The sequence below is a fragment of the Flagellimonas alginilytica genome, assembly GCF_042134605.1.
GTDB lineage: Bacteria > Bacteroidota > Bacteroidia > Flavobacteriales > Flavobacteriaceae > Flagellimonas > Flagellimonas alginolytica.
In genome coordinates this window covers 2,656,299-2,676,715 of sequence record NZ_CP169638.1, presented here as the reverse complement: position 1 = coordinate 2,676,715, position 20,417 = coordinate 2,656,299, and the positions used below count along the sequence as shown (strand labels likewise).

The 20,417-nt window shown below is 42.2% G+C and carries 17 protein-coding genes and 1 tRNA gene; 12 read left to right on the top strand and 6 right to left on the bottom strand.

Annotation, left to right across the window (positions count from 1 at the left end):
• Together deoC and deoD are read left to right on the top strand one after the other, a co-directional pair.
• Complete coding sequence (gene deoC, locus ABTP35_RS11910; RefSeq protein ID WP_375334220.1) at positions 1-639, top strand: deoxyribose-phosphate aldolase; 639 nt, start codon at positions 1-3, stop codon at positions 637-639.
• 7 nt (positions 640-646) lie between these two features.
• On the top strand, positions 647-1,351 hold the full coding sequence (deoD, locus tag ABTP35_RS11905; protein ID WP_293296137.1) for a purine-nucleoside phosphorylase: 705 nt from the start codon (positions 647-649) through the stop codon (positions 1,349-1,351).
• Between the two features lie 2 nt (positions 1,352-1,353).
• Here the strand turns inward: deoD and ABTP35_RS11900 are convergent, their stop codons facing one another.
• The 3 genes from ABTP35_RS11900 to ABTP35_RS11890 all read right to left on the bottom strand — a co-directional run bounded on the left by ABTP35_RS11900 (position 1,354) and on the right by ABTP35_RS11890 (position 4,882).
• Positions 1,354-2,625, bottom strand: coding sequence for a mechanosensitive ion channel family protein (locus ABTP35_RS11900; protein ID WP_375334219.1), 1,272 nt, complete (start codon positions 2,623-2,625; stop codon positions 1,354-1,356).
• A 59-nt stretch (positions 2,626-2,684) separates the two neighbouring features.
• The gene (locus ABTP35_RS11895; protein ID WP_375334218.1) at positions 2,685-4,082 is read right to left on the bottom strand and encodes a hypothetical protein; all 1,398 of its coding nucleotides are present in this window, start codon (positions 4,080-4,082) and stop codon (positions 2,685-2,687) included.
• A 62-nt stretch (positions 4,083-4,144) separates the two neighbouring features.
• The gene (locus ABTP35_RS11890) at positions 4,145-4,882 is read right to left on the bottom strand and encodes a beta-ketoacyl-ACP reductase (protein WP_375334217.1); all 738 of its coding nucleotides are present in this window, start codon (positions 4,880-4,882) and stop codon (positions 4,145-4,147) included.
• Positions 4,883-5,258: 376 nt separating this feature from the next.
• Here ABTP35_RS11890 and ABTP35_RS11885 point away from each other — a divergent pair, with 376 nt between their 5' ends.
• The 10 genes from ABTP35_RS11885 to ABTP35_RS11840 all read left to right on the top strand — a co-directional run bounded on the left by ABTP35_RS11885 (position 5,259) and on the right by ABTP35_RS11840 (position 16,912).
• Positions 5,259-6,770, top strand: coding sequence for a sodium:solute symporter (locus ABTP35_RS11885; protein ID WP_375334216.1), 1,512 nt, complete (start codon positions 5,259-5,261; stop codon positions 6,768-6,770).
• Entirely contained in the window at positions 6,757-7,710 is a 954-nt protein-coding gene (locus ABTP35_RS11880) for an alpha/beta fold hydrolase (RefSeq protein WP_375334215.1), read from the top strand. The genes ABTP35_RS11885 and ABTP35_RS11880 overlap by 14 nt, the downstream gene beginning before the upstream one ends.
• A gap of 25 nt (positions 7,711-7,735) precedes the next feature.
• Positions 7,736-10,177 carry a TonB-dependent receptor domain-containing protein gene (locus ABTP35_RS11875; protein WP_375334214.1) on the top strand — a complete coding sequence of 814 codons (2,442 nt, stop codon included), beginning with the start codon at positions 7,736-7,738 and terminating at the stop codon, positions 10,175-10,177.
• Between the two features lie 19 nt (positions 10,178-10,196).
• On the top strand, positions 10,197-11,183 hold the full coding sequence (locus tag ABTP35_RS11870; protein ID WP_375334213.1) for a 3-oxoacyl-ACP synthase III family protein: 987 nt from the start codon (positions 10,197-10,199) through the stop codon (positions 11,181-11,183).
• Positions 11,184-11,195: 12 nt separating this feature from the next.
• Positions 11,196-12,689, top strand: coding sequence for a class I adenylate-forming enzyme family protein (locus ABTP35_RS11865; protein WP_375334212.1), 1,494 nt, complete (start codon positions 11,196-11,198; stop codon positions 12,687-12,689).
• A gap of 312 nt (positions 12,690-13,001) precedes the next feature.
• Positions 13,002-13,085, top strand: a tRNA-Leu gene (locus tag ABTP35_RS11860).
• A gap of 172 nt (positions 13,086-13,257) precedes the next feature.
• Entirely contained in the window at positions 13,258-14,157 is a 900-nt protein-coding gene (locus ABTP35_RS11855) for a MerR family transcriptional regulator (RefSeq protein WP_252080168.1), read from the top strand.
• 6 nt (positions 14,158-14,163) lie between these two features.
• Positions 14,164-15,624: a phytoene desaturase family protein gene (locus ABTP35_RS11850; protein WP_375334211.1), complete on the top strand. Its 1,461-nt coding sequence runs from the start codon at positions 14,164-14,166 to the stop codon at positions 15,622-15,624.
• Positions 15,621-16,463 (top strand): phytoene/squalene synthase family protein, encoded by an 843-nt coding sequence (locus tag ABTP35_RS11845; RefSeq protein ID WP_224837732.1) that lies wholly within the window; start codon positions 15,621-15,623, stop codon positions 16,461-16,463. The genes ABTP35_RS11850 and ABTP35_RS11845 overlap by 4 nt, the downstream gene beginning before the upstream one ends.
• The gene (locus ABTP35_RS11840) at positions 16,460-16,912 is read left to right on the top strand and encodes a sterol desaturase family protein (RefSeq protein WP_252080172.1); all 453 of its coding nucleotides are present in this window, start codon (positions 16,460-16,462) and stop codon (positions 16,910-16,912) included. The genes ABTP35_RS11845 and ABTP35_RS11840 overlap by 4 nt, the downstream gene beginning before the upstream one ends.
• Before the next feature lie 2 nt (positions 16,913-16,914).
• Here the strand turns inward: ABTP35_RS11840 and ABTP35_RS11835 are convergent, their stop codons facing one another.
• From ABTP35_RS11835 to ABTP35_RS11825, 3 genes are all read right to left on the bottom strand, one after another.
• Positions 16,915-17,481 (bottom strand): TlpA disulfide reductase family protein, encoded by a 567-nt coding sequence (locus ABTP35_RS11835; protein WP_293296159.1) that lies wholly within the window; start codon positions 17,479-17,481, stop codon positions 16,915-16,917.
• A complete protein-coding gene (locus ABTP35_RS11830) occupies positions 17,478-18,038 on the bottom strand; it encodes a TlpA family protein disulfide reductase (RefSeq protein WP_375334210.1) in 561 nt (186 codons plus the stop codon). Before ABTP35_RS11830 ends, ABTP35_RS11835 begins: the two co-directional genes overlap by 4 nt.
• 78 nt (positions 18,039-18,116) lie before the next feature.
• A complete protein-coding gene (locus ABTP35_RS11825; RefSeq protein ID WP_293296163.1) occupies positions 18,117-20,384 on the bottom strand; it encodes an aconitate hydratase in 2,268 nt (755 codons plus the stop codon).
• Positions 20,385-20,417: the final 33 nt, after the last annotated feature.

Below are 20,417 nucleotides of genomic sequence, written 5' to 3'. Positions count from 1 at the left end.
ATGGAATTAGCCGATTTTATAGACCATACCAATTTAAAACCCACGGCCACCGTTTCGGATATCCAAAAATTATGTAATGAGGCCATAAAACATCATTTTTATGCCGTTTGTGTAAATGGCTGTAATGTTGCGGTTGCCAAGAAAGCAATAAAGGAATCACCAGTAAAACTTGCTGCGGTAATCGGATTTCCACTTGGCGCCATGTCCACCAAAGCCAAAATATTTGAAGCAATGGACTGCATAGACCATGGTGCGGACGAAATTGATATGGTGATCAATATTGGTTGGTTAAAATCGGGCATGTTCGATGCAGTTCGTGAAGAAATCAAGGCCATAAAAGAAGCCATAGGGGAAACCGTATTGAAAGTGATTATAGAAACTTGCTACCTTACCGATGCCGAAAAGGAGGAAGCGTGCTCTTTAGCCAAGGATGCCAGAGCCGATTTTGTAAAGACTTCCACTGGTTTTGGAACGGGAGGAGCTACTTATGATGATGTTGTACTGATGAAGAGGATAGTCGGTGACGAACTAAAAATAAAAGCATCTGGCGGAGTAAAAGATCAAGCAACCGCAAAAAAATATATTGAGCTAGGAGTTTCCAGAATTGGCACATCCTCTGGGCCCGATTTAATAAAATAAGTATTCAATGAGCACTCACATAGAAGCCAAACCTGGTGAAATTGCCGAAACCGTTTTAATGCCCGGTGATCCATTACGAGCCAAATGGATTGCAGAGACCTTTCTGGAAAATCCCGTTTGCTATAACAAGATTCGGGGCATGTTGGGCTACACCGGAACTTATAAAGGAAATCGGGTTTCGGTACAAGGCAGTGGAATGGGAATGCCCTCGGCCATGATCTATTTTCATGAACTCATCAATGATTATGACGTAAAAAATATAATCCGTGTAGGTTCGGCAGGATCGTATCAAAAAGATGTAAAACTAAACGACGTGGTCCTCGCGATGGCCGCATCCACCACTTCTGGCATGAACAACTCTAGGTTTATAAATTCGGATTATTCGCCCACAGCCGATTTTGACCTTTTTATAAAGGCCGTGAACTACGCCAGGGAAAACAATATCAACATAAAAGCAGGAAATGTGCTATCGTCGGACGAGTTCTACGGCGATGATCCTGAGGAATACAAGTTATGGGCCCAATATGGTGTACTTTGCGTGGAAATGGAAACGGCAGGTTTGTACACCATCGCCGCCAAATACAATATTAAGGCGCTAACAGTCCTTACCATTTCCGACTCCTTGGTAACAGGTGAACGTCTTCCGGCCAAGGATCGCGAAACCACATTCGGGGACATGGTCCAAATTGCCCTTGCAGCCGCAATAACGTAAAGCTAGGCATTCAAAGTGTCATCGCTAAAATCGACCACATTTTTGGAAACGGGATATTCAAAAAGTTCCAAAGAAAAATAGGGCAATGCCGCCAATAAATGGTCAAAAATATCGGCCAGCACGTATTCATAGTTTTCCCATCTTTTATCAGAACTAAATGCATAGATTTCCAGAGGGATTCCCTGCGGGGTCGGTTGCAATTGTCTTACCATCAATGTCATTTTCTTGTTGATGGCGGAATGATTTTCCAAATAATTGGAAACATATTTTCTGAAAAGACCAAAATTGGTCATGTTCCTGCCGTTCACCAACAGATCTTTATTGATCTGATTGGCTTCGTTATAAGAATTGATCTGATCGTTCCTTGAGGTGATATATGCCTCGACCAAGTGTATTTTCTTAAGTGATTCTATTTCCGCGGGTGTTAAAAAACGGATACTTTTCTGTCGGATCAACAAAGATCTTTTTATTCTTCTTCCGCCCGAGACCTGCATGCCCCGCCAATTTTTAAATGAATCGGAGATCAATGCATATGTTGGAATGGTGGTAATGGTCATATCAAAATTCTGGACCTTTACCGTGGCCAAGCTTATCTCGATCACATCACCATCGGCACCATATTTTTCGAATGTGATCCAATCCCCAATGCGGACCATATCGTTTATGGTAACCTGAATACTTGCCACAAGACCAAGAATGGAATCTTTAAATATGAGTAGAATTACCGCAGAGGCCGCCCCCAACGCTGTAAAAAACTTCCACACCGTTGTTTCCGTAACTATGGCAAAAATGGTAAGTATTCCGATTATCCAGGCAAAGATCATAAATACCTGTACGTAGCTATCAATAGGCTTGTCCTTAAACCTGGGCCGTGTTTTTAGATAACCGTTCACACTTTTGAAAAACTTTCTGAAAATCAAAAGAATTAGCAGAACAAAGAAAATCTTTGTGGTTTTCATGGCTATACCCTGTGCATAAGGAAAGTCCACGAATGCAACAGGAATAAACTCTAGAAATATTACAAAGGGAACTATGTGCGCTACATACCTGGGAACTCGGTGTGTCACCAGAAAATTATCGAAATTGTTCTTCGACTTACGGGCTACCCGAACGGATATGGCGCGAAGTGTCTTCCAAATAAGCAGATCCAATATTAACACTACGACCAGAACACCCAACAGAAGCAATATCAAATTGAGATAAGTGGCCAAACCTTCTACCATGCCAGTTTTTAGAAGATAGTTGTACAATAAGCGACCGAGGTCTTTGTCCATAGTTTCCAATTGAATGAAATACGGTGCAAAACTACGGGATCTAATTCAGCTTTTAAAGGTCAATAGATGGGTCTTTTTATGGAAAACTCCAATAAACCGATCACTCTTTCCGAAGGATCTATTTGATAGGTGTTCTTTAACCGATCGATATCCTTGCGAATGCCACTCAAGAACTTTGCCTCCGTGATATTTCCCTCCTTGTGATGGGCGAGCGCCAGATACCATTTGAAATAGCTAAAGGAAACATAATTCTTCACAAATTGCGATTCCCGATCTTTAAGGCCATATTTCCTGATGGTCTTTTGTATTTGTTTAAACTCCTCCAAATGAACCAAGGTCTCCATATAGGTTCTGAAGAATTTGTTCCAATTGTGCTCCAAAATATCCTTTTCGTACATGTCCAAACGATTTTCGGCATACCTTTTCGCATTTTGGTACTGGCCATTGTCATTGTAACTTTTCATCAATGATGAAATAAATAGTGTTCGATTATATTTATTGGACATCTGTCTGGCAAACGGACGGGCTTCTATCAAAAGGTTGAGTGCCTCTTTTGCCCTTCCCAATTTGGAAAGGTTGAAGGAGTAATTGTTGAGGTACATAATATAGTCGTTACTCTGCTCAGTTATCGACAGTTTTCCATAATACAGCGCTAGATCATAATGGTCCATCTTCATTAATATGAGCTGTTTGTTGCCATAATAATTGAGGAGCAGTTTCTTGGAATAGTAGGATCCATCTTCCAATTTGGGTTCCAATTCTTCATAATGGCCCAGCACCTCTTCCAGGGTATCTTCCTTTAGCAGGGCCACGTAACTCATTAGAATAAGGGTCTGGTACTTATTATAACCATCCAGTCCTTGATCCGACCATAAACGGGTAAGCCAAGATACCCACTTGAGGGAATTTTGAGAAATTTTAAGGTTATGGTAATCCGTAACTATATCCACAGTGGCCTGGGTCATCCTGTTGCTGACCTCTTTGCACCTGGCGTAATCATCGTGGTAATCGTGAACAAAGGTATGTATGAGTTCGTAGTCGTTGAGCCTCACCCTTACCAAGAGAAACATAAGGTAATTCTTGACCACCTCATAAAACCGTATAAAATGAAAATGGTGGGGACGGTAGTGTTTTATCAACTGGAGCAACTCTTTCTCCTCTTCCGAAGAAATGGTGTCCGTTTTGATACGAATATCAAAATAATTGAGACGCTCATAATACCGATCGGTGCAGAATCCGTCCAGTTTGGATTCCATCCAGTTCATCAAGTGGGAATACTTTCGCTTATCAATTCTTGGATTGTATTCCTTGGGTGGTTTACCACTGCACACATTGTGGTATACGGTATTGAAAATATTCTCCCGGTCTTGATCCTGAAATTGTTTAACACTATTGAGCAATATTACCTCATGGGGCAATAGGGAGTCCGTATAAGCTTTAAATTTTTTAAGCTTCATGTATTATTCTCTTTTTAAAAACAATTACACTTGAAATACGGACCCCAACGATAGGGCGTTGATCACATCACCAGTCCGCCATCCACGCTAAGTACCGTTCCATTGATGAAGTTGGCTTCGTCCGAGGCCAAAAACAAATATGCATTTGCAATGTCCTCCGGGGTACCCATTCTTCCCAATGGTGTTTTTTCTTCAAGATTTTGAATCACTTTTTCCGGAATGGTACCGACCATTTCAGTGGCAATGAACCCAGGAGCAACCGCATTTACACAAATTCCTTTTCTTCCAAGTTCACGGGCCCAGACCTTGGTCATCCCAATGACCCCAGATTTGGTTGCCACATAGTTGGTCTGTCCAAAATTTCCATAGAGCCCCACAATCGATGCTGCACTTATGATCTTACCACTTCCCTGTGCCACCATATGTTCTGAAATGGCCTGGGTGCAATTAAAAACACCGGTTAGGTTAACATCGATAACAGATTTCCATTGTTCGGGGGTCATTTTTTTCAAAGTCGCATCCCTGGTGATACCGGCATTATTGATAAGTACATCAATATGGCCATGTTTTTGCATTACTTCGGAAACAGCAGCATCCACAGTATCCCTATTTACTGTGTTCACCTCCTGAAAATCCAATGGTTTATCCTTAAAAAGATTGAGCAGATCGTTTCCTGCCTTTGAATCAATGTCCCAACAAACCACTGTTGCACCTTCTTCCAAAAATTTTTTAACCGTAGCTTTTCCAATTCCTTTGGCACCACCTGTTATGATGGTCACCTTATTTTTTAATCGCTCCATTTGATTTGAATTTTGGATAAAGCTAGTACTAAATGATTGTCCACAATATAATAAATTTATCTTTTTACCTATTGACTTTTTATATATTTAAATCATATATATTTATTTATCAGTTATTTATGACAAAATAATAAATATTGACTTTGATATAAAACTATATTTAAATACCCTCAATAATCATTTAAAAATGTTCATATACCCTTAAAAACATCATTATCATTCAATTTTAATCAAAAAAGTCCACACCATTATTTTAATAAATAATAGATTCTTTATCAAGAAAAAAAATAATATTTAAATGCGGATTTCGCATTATTGAATCAGCATTTTTATTGATTACACATATTATAACAAACATATTTAGCACATCTAAATTATGACCAACAACTATCAAATAACTACCCTTATTGTTCTTCTTGGATTTATGTCCATTTTGTTTTATTTGGTTTACAAGTCAAGGGTATCTTCAGATAGTTTAGAGGTCTATGCCGTAGGGAACAAGTCGTTTTCATCGTTATCGGTCGCATTGTCCCTGGCAGCCTCCATTACAAGTGCGGCCACATTTATAATAAATCCAGGTTTTATAGCCCTTTATGGCCTTAGTGCCTTTATAGCTTTTGGTGTTGTAATGCCCTTTGCCATTTATGCCGCGTTGATCATATTCATTAAGCGATTCCGAAAATATGGCATGAATGTCAAGTCCATATCCATTGCAGATTGGGTGGGCAAACGTTATAACTCCCAGTTTTTAAAAATCCTTTTTGGGATTTTGAGCATGCTATTGGTCACATTTATTGTGCTGATCTGCGTAGGGATGACCAAAGTGGTTTCCAAAGCTTTGGATGTCGACGAACTCACCATCTTAATCATCATCGTTGCCGTGGTATTCACCTATATGATGATTGGGGGCGCCAACACCATGGTCTATACCAACTCGGTACAGGCCAGTTTAATGATCGTGGTGGCCGTCCTACTTTTGGGTTCTGGAGCATTTTTACTGTTCAAAACAGGGGATGAAAGCTTCATAAACCGATTGAACGAAATAGACCCAGCGCTCACACAGACATTCAACGAAAAAAGTCCCTTGTTCAGGGATTTCTTCGAGGTGGTCATCTGTAATGCCATAGTTGGGATAGCCATTGTCTGCCAACCCCATATCCTGACCAAGTCCCTGTTGATCAAAAAAGACGCACAGGTAAACAAGTTCCTGCTCTATACCGTTTTGATATTGATTCTGTTTTTTTCGGTAGTATTTGTCGGGATATACGCCAGATTGAGCTTTCCCGACCTTATGTTCAACGGGACCGCCCTTAATATGGACGGTATTGTTTCCGCATACGTGCTCCATCGGTTCCCGGTCTATGTGGGCATTGTGGTCATCCTTGGCCTTTTGGCGGCAGGACTTTCCACACTGGAAGGACTCATCCAATCGATCCCCACCACAATAACCAACGATTTTATCATGCCGTTGACCAAGATGGCGAAGCTGGATGCCGCCCCAATGAAAATAAACAAGATATTGACGGTCATTGTGGGCATTGTTGCCATCCTATTGTCCTATGATCAATTGGTGAACCCAAGCCTAAGTGTGGGCATCTTCGCCCAGAACGGGGTGTACGCTTTTTTCTCGGCTGCGTTCGTTCCCGTTTTCTTTGGCATTTTCACAAAAACACAAAACAAATGGATCCCAATTGTCGCTTCACTCGTGGCCATCATCACACACTTTAGCGTATACTATCTGGAACTGACCCCCTATATGGAGGGAATGACGGTCAAAAACCCTGCAATTGCATCCGCAATTGCTTTGATACTATCGACCGTTACAGGACTTGTGATTTACGCCATCAAACCCATGAAACAAAAAACACTAGAGTATGCCAGCGCTTAAAACAATCACAAAACAATTCTGGCAAGTGGTTCCGGCCATCATTGTCATTTTATTCACTCAATCGGGTATGGGACAGGAAATAACATCCAAGAAAGTAAAATTGCAGGAACAGGATATGGAAGTGCATTACCTACACACGGGCCATGGAACAACAAAATGGGTCATGGTCCACGGATTGGGAAGTTATTCCAAAGCCTATACCAAAATCCTATCAAACTTACCGGAACATGTTGAAGCCTATGCATTGGACCTTCCCGGATATGGCAAAACACCAATGGGCGACCAACCTATTTCCATGGAAAACTACGCTACCATTGTCAACGGGTTTGTGGAAGAACTCGGATTGGACAAAGTTGTTTTGATGGGACACTCCATGGGTGGGCAAATCGCAATTACGTTGGCCCTAAAAAACCCAAAATGGCTAAAAAACCTGATTCTATTCTCTCCAGCCGGCATAGAACGGTTTTCCATGGAAGATCGCAAATGGTTTGACACGGTCGCCACCGAATCCCTGTACCTCAACTTGACGGATGAACAAATCCGTCAAAACTTCAATATCAACTTTTATGGAAACCAGCTTCCCCAAGATGCAGAATTCATGTACCAAGATCGCCTCAAAATAAAAGGTGACCCTGAAGCTTACAAACAATATTGTTCCACCATCGCGGCAAGTATCAACGCAATGCTTTCAAGTCCGGTATATAACCATCTTGGGGCCATTGAAGTACCAACCTTGGTTCTTTTTGGAAGGAACGACCTATTGATCCCAAATAGGATCTTGCATCCTGACCTGACCATAGAACAACTTATGGAAAAGCTCAACAAGGATTATCCGAACATCCCCAATACGATCATCGACAAAGCGGGACATTTTATCATTTGGGACCAAGCACAGCATGTTATTGAACTAACGAACGAATTCAAAGAAGCACACAAATAATTAATTAACTAAACTTAAACAAACAATGAAACTATTACAGACACTATTGGTATTGTTCATGGGCATGACAGGAATGTTGGCCCAAGAAGTTGCTGTAAGCGGTACCGTTACCGATGAAGAGGGCAACCCCCTTGAGGGCGCGAGCGTTTATGTAGCCGAGATCAGCGTTGGGACGACCACCGACGCCAACGGAAACTATGAGCTCCTATTAAAGGAAGGGAAACACATCATCCAGTTTTCCTATATCGGGTATTCCCCAGTGGCCAGGCCCATTACCTTGGACGCTTCGGGGGCGACCCTCGATGTAACCCTCCAAGCAAGTATGAGCCTGGATGAAGTGGTCATTGTTTCCGGATCAAAAAAAGCTGAAAAAATCACAAGCTCACCCGCAACCGTAGTGACCATCTCCCCAAGGCAGATAAATGAATACGCAGGGAACCCAGCGGAACTATTGGCAAGAAAAAAAGGGATAGACTATTTCAGGGCGGGTATTGCCACCCCCGCTTTCAACATTAGAGGATTCAATTCCAACTTTAACTCCAAAAACCTACAAGTGGCGGATGGTCGTATATCCAGTTTGATTGCCACCGGACTTCCCATGGGGCCACTGACCACAACGATAAAGGAGGACATTGAGCAGATCGAGGTGGTCTTGGGACCCAACGCCACCCTCTATGGGCCAAATGCCCATAATGGCCTGCTCAATACCATTACAAAGGACCCCAGAAGATCGGAAGGCATTACCGTCGCCACGAACCTGGGCGTGAACAGCGACGGGAACGGATACTATTCCGGAAGATTGCGGATAGCCAAAAAACTTAGTGACAAATGGGCGTTCAAGGCCACTGGGGAATACACCAAGGCCACGGAATTCATATATGCGGACTCCGTTTACATCGACCGGGACTTGGACGGTGTCACCGAGGGATACCCCGAATATGACCTGGACAACGATGTCAAGTTCTTAAAGACCGAGGCCAGTGCCTACTATTCACCATCCGAAGGTACGGACCTCATTGCCACCTATGGGCATAGCAACAGCACCTACCTTTCCCCTACCAATGTGGGCAGGAATCAAATCATTGACTGGAGGATAAGTTTTGGACAACTTCGTTTCAACACCAGGAATTTCTTTGCCCAGGTATACTACACCACCAGTAAGACCGACGACACCTACTCGATTGATGACAGGACCAAACAGTACTATCGCGGTATCGACGCCGGCCTGTCCGAAGAAGAGGCCTCTGGCGAATTTTCATACGAAAGTGGGGCCCGTTTTATCGACGATTCCAAAAGGTGGAACGCCGAAATTCAGTACTCAAACTCGCTTTTCGACGATCGTTTGGACCTGGTGACAGGGCTTCAATGGCAATTGGACAAGGCCAACAGTCATGGCTCTTATCTCCTTGATGAGGATGAGGACGATTATATAGACGTTGCCCAACTGGGTGGATATCTCCATTTGGACTATGAATTCGGGGGCGGGTTCCGGGGTATTGCCGCCACACGTATAGACAATCATGAAATCTACGGGACCAATGTGGTCCCCAAATTTGGGGTCCTCAAAGAGTTTGACAAAGGAACCTTGCGTTTTACCTATGGTCAGGGTATTGCCGCCCCCACCATTCTTAACATGTATGGAGATTTATTCTCCGGATTGATTCTGGGCAACTCCGACGGTTTCACATTGACCGATGGAACCGTAATTCCGGCACAGGGCGTGGAAAAAGTTGATACCTACGAAATAGGGTATCGCGGATCTTTATCCCCAAAACTCTACGGAGATTTTAATGCCTATTACAATGTCAACAAAGACTTTCTAAGTCCGGTCACTGTAATAGGAGTGGCCACACATAGAGGGGACACCCCCATTGAGGAAGTACAGTCCGGGTATGCCATTTACAATGGATTGGTGGCCACCTACATCAACTTTGGACAAGTCAACACCTACGGTGCCGATCTAGCTTTGACCTATAGCATTTCACCAAAATGGAACGTAACCGCCAACTATTCCTATTTTGATTACTCATTTGATGAAAATGACATGGACAATGACTTCAACAATGATGGTGAAGTCAACTTTTTGGACTTTTTGATCAACTCCCCAACCAATAAAATCGGTGCTGGACTAAACTACAACGGAGAAAAATTCTTTGCTTCGGCATTTAGTCGATGGGTAGAGGAGTACAACTATTTCTCCAGCTACCAGATAGCATCAGAAACTTTGCCGGGCTATACGTACAGGGGAACCCCGATTGTTGAGGACTCAAAAAGCACGGATTCCTACAACTATGGGCCTTTGGGAGGCTTCGTGACCTTCGACCTCAACTTCGGCTATCACTTTAATAAAAACTTTACGCTTTCGTTTGCGGCCACCAATCTGTTCAATACGGAAATGAGGGAATTTACCGCAGCTCCCCCGACCGGTGGCCTGTACGTACTGGAAGCAAAATTGAATTTGGATTAACAAAACAACCAAAGCATAAATGAAAAATGCAAAAATTGTATCCTCGGGAATGTATGTTCCCGAGGACATATACACCAATGCTTATTTCAATGGGTTATTGGGCGAGGATGTAGATACCTGGTTAAGGGAAAATGTAGAGATTTTTGAACGAAGATGGTGCAGGGAAAATGAATCCACCGCCGACCTTTGTGAAAAAGCGGCGAATGCAGCATTGCAAAATGCAGGTCTAAAGGCCTCCGACCTGAATCTGCTCATCATCGCGACCGATACCCCGGAATATATATCCCCCTCGACAGCAGCAGTGGTGCAGCATCGAATCGGAGCCGTAAACGCAGGGACGTTCGATCTGAACGCAGCCTGCGCAGGGTTCGTGACCGCTACGGAAACTGCGGCACACTACATCAAAAGTGGCGGGCTGGACAAAATCATGGTCATTGGTGCCTACGGAATGAGCAAATATTTGGACAAAAAAGACAAAAAGACCGTTACGCTCTTTGCTGATGGTGCAGGAGCGGTCATCTTGACCGCTACCGAGGAGAAAAACAAAGGGCACCAAGCGGGCAAATTGATCTCCAAAGGAGAATATGCCGATTGGATGGGTATTTATGCCGGAGGGACCAAAACCCCGATAGACCATGAGGTTATCGAACACAAGAACCATCGCTTAAAGTTTGTAAAGAAATTTCCGCCCGAGCTAAATCCCCAAATGTGGAGCATGTTGGCCAAACAATTGGCCGAACAAATGAAGATCGACATAAGGGAAGTGGACCAATTCCTGATCACACAGATCAATATAAATGCCATTAGGGAAACACTAAAAATATTGGGGGCCCAAGAAGACAAAGCCTATACCGTTATGCACCACTATGGCTATACCGGGTCGGCATGTATTCCCATGGCCTTGCACAAAGCTTGGGAAAACGAACGCATAAAAGAAGGGGACACATTGTTTTTCATCGGTTCCGGAGGCGGATTGGCCTTTGCCGCAAATGCTTTTATACTGTAACTTTAACGTATTATGATCAACACTTTTGATTGGTTCAAAAAATGGGCGGGTTACACCCCTAACAAAATTGCCTTAAAAGATGCTGAATCAGGCACGACACTTACATACCGCCAAATAAACAATGCATCCAATAGTATTTCATACTATCTAAAGGATAAGTACCAGTTAAAAAAAGGGGACAGAATTGCTATCATTGCTGAAAACGACCTTACCCAGGTACTACTTTTTGGTGCCGCACAAAAAATGGGGATAATTCTCGTCCCCATCAATTACCGCCTCGCCCATGCTGAAGTGGAATATCTACTTGGGGATTCCGAATGTTCCCTGGTATTGTACAGTGAAGGATCCTACAATATCCATGGGTTAAAATATGAGGCCACCTATGAACCCATTGCCCCTTTTATCCATTTTATTGATGATGAAAGTCCCGAATACGAGGAAGAGGTAAATGAAGAAGACTCCATTTTTATCCTGTACACAAGTGGCACCACCGGTTTTCCAAAAGGAACGTTGTACACGCATAAAATGCTTTTTTGGAACAGTATCAATACCGCACTTAGCTTGACAATAAGCAGTACCACCAAAACCCTCAACTGCATGCCCCTTTTCCATACAGGAGGTTGGAACGTACTCCTGACACCGGTTTTGCACCATGGCGGAACCATAATCATGTTCAAAAAGTTTGATGCAGAAAAAATATTAAAGTCCATTGTCTCCGAAAAGCTCGACCTTTTTATGGGTGTCCCCACCATGTTAAAGATGATCGCCGAGCTTCCGGAGTTTGAATCAACGGATATCAGCTTTCTCAACTATATCATTGTTGGGGGAGAAAGTATGCCAACACCTTTGATCAGAAAATATCACGACAAAAATGCCCCTATTCGCCAAGGTTACGGTTTGACCGAAGTGGGCCCAAACCTGACATCGCTCCATCAAAAGGAAGCCGAAAGAAAACAAGGCTCCATTGGCAAACCCAACTTTTATGTCCAAGTTCGGATCGTGGACGACCATGGAAACGACCAACCCCCGAACGCCCCGGGAGAACTATGGATATCGGGATCCATGGTAACCCCTGGATATTGGAAAAATCCCAAGGCCACGGCAAACAGTAGGTCGGAGGGATGGTTTAAAACAGGGGATGTTGCCCTGATGGACCAAGAAGGGTTCCTATATATAGTGGACCGAAAAAAACACATGTATATCAGTGGTGGTGAAAATGTGTACCCAGTCGAAGTTGAACGCGTACTGCTTCAGCATGAAGCCATAAATGAAGCTGTTGTTTTCGGAATTCCCCATGAAAAATGGGGGGAATGTGGTGCTGCATTGATCGTAAAAGGAAAAGAAATCAGTTCAGAAGAAATTCGTGACTATTGCATGAAAAACCTTGCCAAATTCAAAGTGCCCACAGAAATACATTTTATAGATTCAATTCCCAAAGGGGATACGGGAAAAATCGATCGGAAAAGCTTAAAGAGCACCTTCATGAAGGAAAGAGACATGGCATAACCCTATGATTTAATTGGAATCAGGAACAAAAACTCAGAACATCAAGCACTGACCCCTCTTTTAGAGGCTCAACATCTTGCTGAACATATCCATGTTCCCGTACCCCCCATTGAAAACATCAGCCTTGGGGGGCACAGACAAACAATAATCTACATTGACAATAAAGATTCTTAAAACATTTTTATTGACCTCAATGATTTTTGTCCAAAGCAGGTAAAGTGGTTATCAGATTAAAACAACCATTATAAAAAGCTCTTAAATTCCTGTCCTTTTGGACAAAAAAATTATATTTGCACACTTAAAATTCCAAAGGCCCACGTGGTGGAATTGGTAGACACGCTACCTTGAGGGGGTAGTGTTCGAAAGGACGTGCTGGTTCGACTCCAGTCGTGGGCACAGAAAAAAACCGCAATAACTTGCGGTTTTTTTGTTTATCAACCTTTCCTGAAAAATCCTGAAACTTTTTCCCAAAAGCCTGATATTACCGAAGTGGATTCTAAAATTTATGATAAAAAACTAGGACAACATTTTTTTAATCGTAAATTTGTTTAACGTTTAAACTCAAACAATGAACAATGTAAAAACATCTTTCAGCATTCGGGATATGGAAAACCTATCCGGAATCAAGGCCCACACTATAAGGATTTGGGAAAAAAGATACAATTTGTTCAGTCCGGAAAGAACAGATACAAATATTCGCACCTACAACTTGGAAAGCTTACAAAAGCTCTTGAATGTAACCTTACTGTACAATAATGGGTACAAAATTTCCAAAATCGCCAAGTTAGGGGACCAAAACATACCATCTTTGGTCAACGAAATCATAGCTAAAAATAGCGAGAAAAGCCACTCCATAAATTCTTTTAAGTTGGCTATGCTCAATTTTGATCAGTCACTCTTCCTAAAAACCTACAACGGTCTAATGGAAGAAAAGTCTTTTACCCAAATTTTCAACGAGGTTTTTATACCACTGCTCAACGAGCTCGGGTTGTTATGGCAGACCAATACGATCAGTCCGGCCCACGAACATTTTATCTCGAACCTGATCAAACAGAAAATATACATCCACACCGAGATGCTCCAGTTTGAGACACCTTCCAGAAAAGACGAAGTGTATGTCCTGTTTTTGCCAGAAAACGAAATTCATGAATTAGGTCTTTTGTACATTAACTATCAATTGGCTTTAAAAGGGTACAAAACCATATACTTGGGACAGACCATGCCCATCGAAAGCTTGGAAGATCTGTTAAAATATTATACCAACATACGCTTTGTTTCTTATTTTACCGTTGCTCCTACAAAAGATGATATGGGGGATTATTTTAATAAATTCCTCAAGGTCCTGAAAAAATCCCCAACCTCCCAATTGTTTGTCCTCGGACATCAGATCCAAGAAATAGGAGAATTAAAACCTAAGGAGCCCATAAAAATTTTCAAGTCCATAGATCAACTTATTGAATCACTTTAAAGACGAATGAAAAAGGTAATAGTAATCGGTTCTGGTTTTTCCTCGCTCTCTGCCTCCTGTTATTTGGCAAAGGCCGGTTATTCCGTTGAAATTTTTGAAAAAAACGACACTGTGGGCGGCAGGGCAAGGCAGCTGACCAAGGAAGGATTTACTTTTGACATAGGTCCAAGTTGGTATTGGATGCCCGATATTTTTGATAAATTCTTCGCCGATTTCGGTAAAAAAACTTCCGATTACTATCAATTGGACAAACTCAACCCCGCCTACAAGATCTTCTTCCAAGACGACACCATGACCATTGGCGACTGTATGGATGCCATTTGTGATGAATTTGAACGTATTGAGTCCGGTAGCAGTCAGCACCTAAAACAGTTTATAGGCCAAGCCCAGGAAAACTATAACATTGCCATTAACAAAGTTGTTCTCAGACCTGGTCTTTCACCGTTGGAATTGGTAACCAAAGAAACCGTTCTAAAAGTCGACCAATTTTTTAAAACCATAAGCCAGCAGGTTAGAAAGCGATTCAAAAACCCAAAATTGGTATCCACGCTAGAGTTTCCCGTTTTGTTTTTGGGCGCAAAACCCAGTAATACGCCTTCTTTCTACAATTTTATGAATTTTGCCGATTTTGGACTGGGCACTTGGCATCCAAAGGGAGGAATGTACGAGATTATAAAGGCCATGAAGAGCTTAGCCGAATCCTTGGGCGTAACCATACACACCAACAGTCCAGCCAGCCATATTTTGGTATCCGAGGGCAAAGTGCTCGGTATCCGAAGCAAGGGCACAAACCAAATAGCCGATTTTGTGGTAAGTGGAGCGGATTACCACCATTCCGAAACCCTGTTGGACAAAAAATATAGACAGTACTCCGAGGAGTATTGGGATAAAAAAACATACGCCCCTTCATCTCTTCTTTTTTATGTAGGATTCGATAAAAAGTTGGAAAACATTGAGCATCACAATCTTTTTTTTGACACTGATTTTGAACAGCATGCCGAGGAAATTTATGATCGCCCACAATGGCCGAGCAAACCTTTGTTCTATGCTAATTTTCCGTCCGTAACGGATGCCTCCATGGCTCCCAATGGCAAAGAAAACGGATTTTTCTTGATACCGATTGCTCCAGACCTTGAGGATACACCCGAACTGCGAGACCAATATTTTGATATAATCATGGACAGATTCGAAAATCTGACCCAACAACCTGTAAAAAATTCCGTAATTTTTAGAGATAGTTTTTGTGTAAACGATTTTGTGGAACAATACAATTCATACAAAGGAAACGCCTATGGTATGGCCAACACTCTGCGCCAGACCGCTTTTTTGCGACCTAACCTTAAAAGTAGTAAGGTCCAAAACTTGTTCTTTACCGGTCAGTTGACCGTTCCCGGACCAGGGGTCCCACCTTCCCTGATATCTGGTAAACTGGTGGCCGATTTAATCATTAAAGAAGAAAAAAGATGAAAACTATTTTTGACGACGTTTCGTATAGTTGCAGTAAGATTGTAACCCAGTCCTACAGTACTTCATTTTCCATGGCGACCAAAATGTTGGCTCCCTCCATCCGAGCGGACATTTACAACATTTATGGTTTTGTTCGATTTGCGGATGAAATTGTGGACACCTTTCATGAGTACGACAAAAAGCAGCTTTTTGATGCTTTTGAGAATGAGATGGATCGTGCTATCGAGCAAAAAATTAGCCTCAACCCAATATTGAACTCTTTTCAGCACACCTATCACAAGTACGATATACCTTACCATTTGGTTGCCTCTTTTATGAAAAGTATGCGAATGGACCTTACCAAAAAGAGGTACGAGACATTTGATGAATATCGCGAATACATTTATGGTTCTGCCGATGTTGTGGGATTGATGTGCCTATGCGTTTTTGTTCAAGGAGATAAAGAGAAATACGAAAAATTAAAAGAATCTGCGATGGCACTGGGTTCTGCCTTCCAAAAAGTAAATTTTCTCCGAGACTTAAAAGCCGATTATGAAGAACTTAACAGAACTTATTTCCCAAATACAGATTTAATGGAACTCGACGAAGCATCCAAAAAACGTATCGTGGACGAAATTAAAGCTGATTTTGCATTAGGGTATTCGGGTATTGTTCAATTACCGGAACAAGCTAAATTTGGAGTCTACACTGCGTATCGCTACTACAAAAAATTGCTTCAAAAATTACAGAGCACCCCCCCGTTGGAAATCAAAAATACCCGGATTCGAGTACCCAATTATCAAAAATTTGGGCTCTTGGCCCAATCCTATGTAAACTATAAATTGCAACTGGTACAATGAAAGTAGCACTTTGGATATTAATATTTTTATCGACCTTCTGCTTTATGGAATTTATGGCGTGGTTCACCCATAAATATGTCATGCACGGCTTTTTGTGGAGCCTTCATAAGGACCATCATAAAAAGGACCACGACTCCTGGTTTGAGCGGAACGATGCCTTCTTTATTTTTTATGCCGTGGTGAGCATGGTACTATTTTATCTGGGCAGCTATACGTCCTTCTGGTACGGCTGGCCATTGGGTTTTGGAATACTTGCCTATGGGATCGCTTATTTTATGGTCCACGATATTTTTATACACCAGCGCTTCAAAATATTTAGAAACGCCAATAATTGGTATGCGCGAGGTGTACGCCGAGCGCACAAAATTCACCACAAGCATCTGGGAAAAGAAGATGGCGAGTGTTTTGGCATGTTGCTGGTTCCCTTTAAATATTTTAAGAAAAACTGATTTTATTCGGCAAGTAGATTATCCAAAAGTGCTCTGGTCTTGTCCGAGTTCCAATTGGCAGCACCTGTTTTATTGACCACAATGTTGCCTTCTTTATCTAAAATATAAGTAACAGGAATTGAGTTGCTTGCCAAAACTTTGGGCGTATAGGAAGCTTGAAAATAAACGGGAAGATCATACTCCTTTTTATCTAAAAAGGCCGAAACTTTGTCTTCGTCATCATTGGCGACAAAAGCAAAAACAACTTTATCGCCATAATCCTTGTACAAATCGGCGAAACCTGGTAATTCTGCTACACAAGGCGGGCACCATGTAGCCCAAACATTGATCAATACAACTCTGCCTTTGTGAGAGATAAGGTTCATTTTATTCCCCTCCCTATCCACAAGATCCCAATGGTAATCTTCCAATACGGACTGCTCGTTTTTGTTTACCGTGCCCGGACTAACTACAACAGCAACCACTTTATTGACCCAAACCCTTACATGAAAACCAATAGGTGTAAAAAGTATGAGCAAGATGGCCAATATCCATATACCATTACTGATCTGTTCTTTGGTAATTTTCATTCCGCAATTAATTCATCCAGTAAATTGTACACCTTTGTAGTGCTCCAGTCAGCGATTCCTTCGTTATGGATTACAATATTTCCCGCTTTATCGATTACATAAGAGGATGGCACTTTACTAGTATCCACTGCGGTTTTTTCCCCAATGATCAAATAGGTAACAGGGAATGTAAAATTGTTTTCTTCCATGAAAGCCTTAACAGGCTCTTGCTCTTCGTTGGTAATGATGTAAAAATCCACCTTCCCTTTATATTTGTCGTATAACTCTTGAATACTTGCAAGTTCAGCCTCGGAGGGCAATCGCCAGGATGCCCATAGATTGATAAGGATTACGTTTCCTTTAGATCTTTTAAAGTTAAAAAAGTTCCAATCTTCATCTTTTAGCTGCCAATCGTAATCGGTTATCTGTTGACGTTCCGACTTTTCTATTACCGATGGTGAAAATGAAAAAGCACGGTTCAACCAAATTTTCCCATAATACCCAATCGGAGTAACAAAAAAAGATAGGATGAAAAGAATCAATATAACATTGAGGATGGTCTTTCTACTGATCTTCATTAAAATGTGTTTCTCAAAAAATAAAAACTCCTGACATCAGTATAACGTCAGGAGTTTTGACAAATTATTTAGATACAATTAAGCATTCTGTTTTTTGATCAAGTTTAAGGCCGAACCTTCGTTGAACCACTTTATCTGGGCATCGTTATACGAATGGTTGGCAATTATGGTATCCTTGCTTCCATCCGCATGGACAACCTCAATGGTCAATGGTTTGTCCGGCGCAAATTCTGCAGCATCCACAATATTGAATGTATCGTCTTCTTGAATCAAATCGTAATCACTCTCATTGGCAAAGGTCAAGGCCAACATCCCTTGTTTTTTAAGGTTTGTTTCATGGATCCTTGCAAAGGATTTTACCAAAACGACCGCAACGCCCAAATGACGTGGCTGCATGGCAGCATGCTCTCTGGAAGATCCCTCTCCATAGTTATGATCACCCACAACTATCGTCATAATCCCATTCTTTTTGTACTCACGTTGCGTATCTGGCACACCGCCGTACTCTCCAGTCAATTGATTCTTGACAAAATTGGTTTTTTGGTTAAATGCATTTACCGCACCAATTAGCGTATTGTTGGCAATATTGTCCAAATGACCTCTAAAACGCAACCAAGGTCCTGCCATGGAAATGTGGTCCGTGGTACATTTTCCGAAGGCTTTGATCAATAGCTTCATACCCTGTAGGTTATCCACGGTAATAGGTGTAAATGGTTCCAAAAGTTGTAGACGTTCAGAATCCGGAGAAACTTTTACAACCACACCACTTCCATCTTTTTGGGGCTCTTCGTATCCGTTTTCCTTTACTTCGAATCCTTTTGGTGGCAACTCCCATCCTGTTGGCTCGTCCAACATTACTTCTTCGCCATCTTCGTTGATCAACTTATCCGTTAACGGGTTAAAATCCAAACGGCCTGCAATGGCTATTGCAGCGGTCATTTCCGGTGAAGCTACGAAGGCGTGGGTATTTGGGTTACCGTCCGCACGTTTTGCAAAGTTTCGGTTAAAGGAGTGTACAATACTGTTCTTTGGTGCATTTTTTGGGTCCTTGTAACGTGCCCATTGACCAATACAAGGTCCACAGGCATTGGTAAATATCTTGGCATCCAATTTTTCGAATATTTCCAAGATACCGTCACGTTCCGTGGTATATCTAACTTGCTCAGAACCTGGGTTAATTCCAAATTCCGCTTTTGTTTTTAGTTTTTTGTCCAACGCTTGTTGCGCAATGGACGATGCTCTTGAAAGGTCTTCATAAGAAGAATTGGTACAAGAGCCTATTAATCCCCATTCCACGGCCAAAGGCCAATCATTGGCTTCGGCTTTTTCTTTCATAGTTCCAACTTCCGTTGCCAAGTCCGGGGTAAAAGGACCGTTCAACAAGGGCTTCAACTCGGATAGGTTAATTTCGATCACTTGATCAAAATATTGCTCTGGGTCGGCATATACTTCTGGATCCGCTGTTAAGTGCTCTTTTACCTTATTGGCCTCGTCGGCTACATCAGATCTATCGGTCGCCCTTAGGTAACGCTCCATGGATTCATCGTATCCAAAGGTAGAAGTGGTTGCACCTATCTCGGCACCCATATTACAAATAGTTCCTTTTCCTGTGCAGGACATTGCGGTTGCGCCAGGGCCAAAATATTCAACAATGGCTCCTGTTCCCCCTTTTACGGTCAAGATTTCGGCCACTTTTAGAATTACGTCCTTGGGTGCTGTCCAACCAGAAAGTTTACCGGTAAGTTTTACACCGATCAACTTTGGGAATTTAAGTTCCCATGCCATACCGGCCATTACATCTACCGCGTCGGCTCCACCAACTCCGATAGCTACCATACCCAGGCCACCTGCATTTACGGTGTGGGAATCTGTTCCGATCATCATTCCGCCCGGGAATGCATAATTTTCCAATACTACTTGGTGGATGATACCTGCTCCCGGTTTCCAAAATCCTATTCCATACTTATTTGATACAGAACCCAAGAAATCAAATACCTCGCTACTGGTCTCGTTGGCATGCTTTAAATCTGCCGCAGCACCATCTTTGGCTTGAATCAAGTGATCACAGTGAACTGTGGTCGGCACCGCCACTTTATCTTTTCCTGCTTGCATAAACTGTAGCAAGGCCATTTGGGCTGTTGCATCCTGACAAGCTATTCTATCGGGAGCGAAATCAACGTAATCCTTTCCTCTTACATATGCCTTTTCTGGATCGCCGTCCCACAAGTGGGAGTATAAAATCTTTTCCGAAAGCGTTAGGGGCTTACCAACCAGTTCTCGGGCTTTTTCCACGCGTTCCCCCATGGAAGCGTAAACGCCCTTAATCATGTCTATATCAAATGCCATTATACAATTGAGTTTTTAGATTTTCGTAATTCG

Excerpts from the sequence above, each read along its gene's own strand:
- deoC (WP_375334220.1), top strand. The coding sequence starts at position 1 with ATGGAATTAGCCGATTTTATAGACCATACCAATTTAAAACCCACGGCC.
- deoD (WP_293296137.1), top strand. The coding sequence starts at position 647 with ATGAGCACTCACATAGAAGCCAAACCTGGTGAAATTGCCGAAACCGTT.
- ABTP35_RS11900 (WP_375334219.1), bottom strand. The coding sequence starts at position 2,625 with ATGGACAAAGACCTCGGTCGCTTATTGTACAACTATCTTCTAAAAACT.
- ABTP35_RS11895 (WP_375334218.1), bottom strand. The coding sequence starts at position 4,082 with ATGAAGCTTAAAAAATTTAAAGCTTATACGGACTCCCTATTGCCCCAT.
- ABTP35_RS11890 (WP_375334217.1), bottom strand. The coding sequence starts at position 4,882 with ATGGAGCGATTAAAAAATAAGGTGACCATCATAACAGGTGGTGCCAAA.
- ABTP35_RS11885 (WP_375334216.1), top strand. The coding sequence starts at position 5,259 with ATGACCAACAACTATCAAATAACTACCCTTATTGTTCTTCTTGGATTT.
- ABTP35_RS11880 (WP_375334215.1), top strand. The coding sequence starts at position 6,757 with ATGCCAGCGCTTAAAACAATCACAAAACAATTCTGGCAAGTGGTTCCG.
- ABTP35_RS11875 (WP_375334214.1), top strand. The coding sequence starts at position 7,736 with ATGAAACTATTACAGACACTATTGGTATTGTTCATGGGCATGACAGGA.
- ABTP35_RS11870 (WP_375334213.1), top strand. The coding sequence starts at position 10,197 with ATGAAAAATGCAAAAATTGTATCCTCGGGAATGTATGTTCCCGAGGAC.
- ABTP35_RS11865 (WP_375334212.1), top strand. The coding sequence starts at position 11,196 with ATGATCAACACTTTTGATTGGTTCAAAAAATGGGCGGGTTACACCCCT.
- ABTP35_RS11855 (WP_252080168.1), top strand. The coding sequence starts at position 13,258 with ATGAACAATGTAAAAACATCTTTCAGCATTCGGGATATGGAAAACCTA.
- ABTP35_RS11850 (WP_375334211.1), top strand. The coding sequence starts at position 14,164 with ATGAAAAAGGTAATAGTAATCGGTTCTGGTTTTTCCTCGCTCTCTGCC.
- ABTP35_RS11845 (WP_224837732.1), top strand. The coding sequence starts at position 15,621 with ATGAAAACTATTTTTGACGACGTTTCGTATAGTTGCAGTAAGATTGTA.
- ABTP35_RS11840 (WP_252080172.1), top strand. The coding sequence starts at position 16,460 with ATGAAAGTAGCACTTTGGATATTAATATTTTTATCGACCTTCTGCTTT.
- ABTP35_RS11835 (WP_293296159.1), bottom strand. The coding sequence starts at position 17,481 with ATGAAAATTACCAAAGAACAGATCAGTAATGGTATATGGATATTGGCC.
- ABTP35_RS11830 (WP_375334210.1), bottom strand. The coding sequence starts at position 18,038 with ATGAAGATCAGTAGAAAGACCATCCTCAATGTTATATTGATTCTTTTC.
- ABTP35_RS11825 (WP_293296163.1), bottom strand. The coding sequence starts at position 20,384 with ATGGCATTTGATATAGACATGATTAAGGGCGTTTACGCTTCCATGGGG.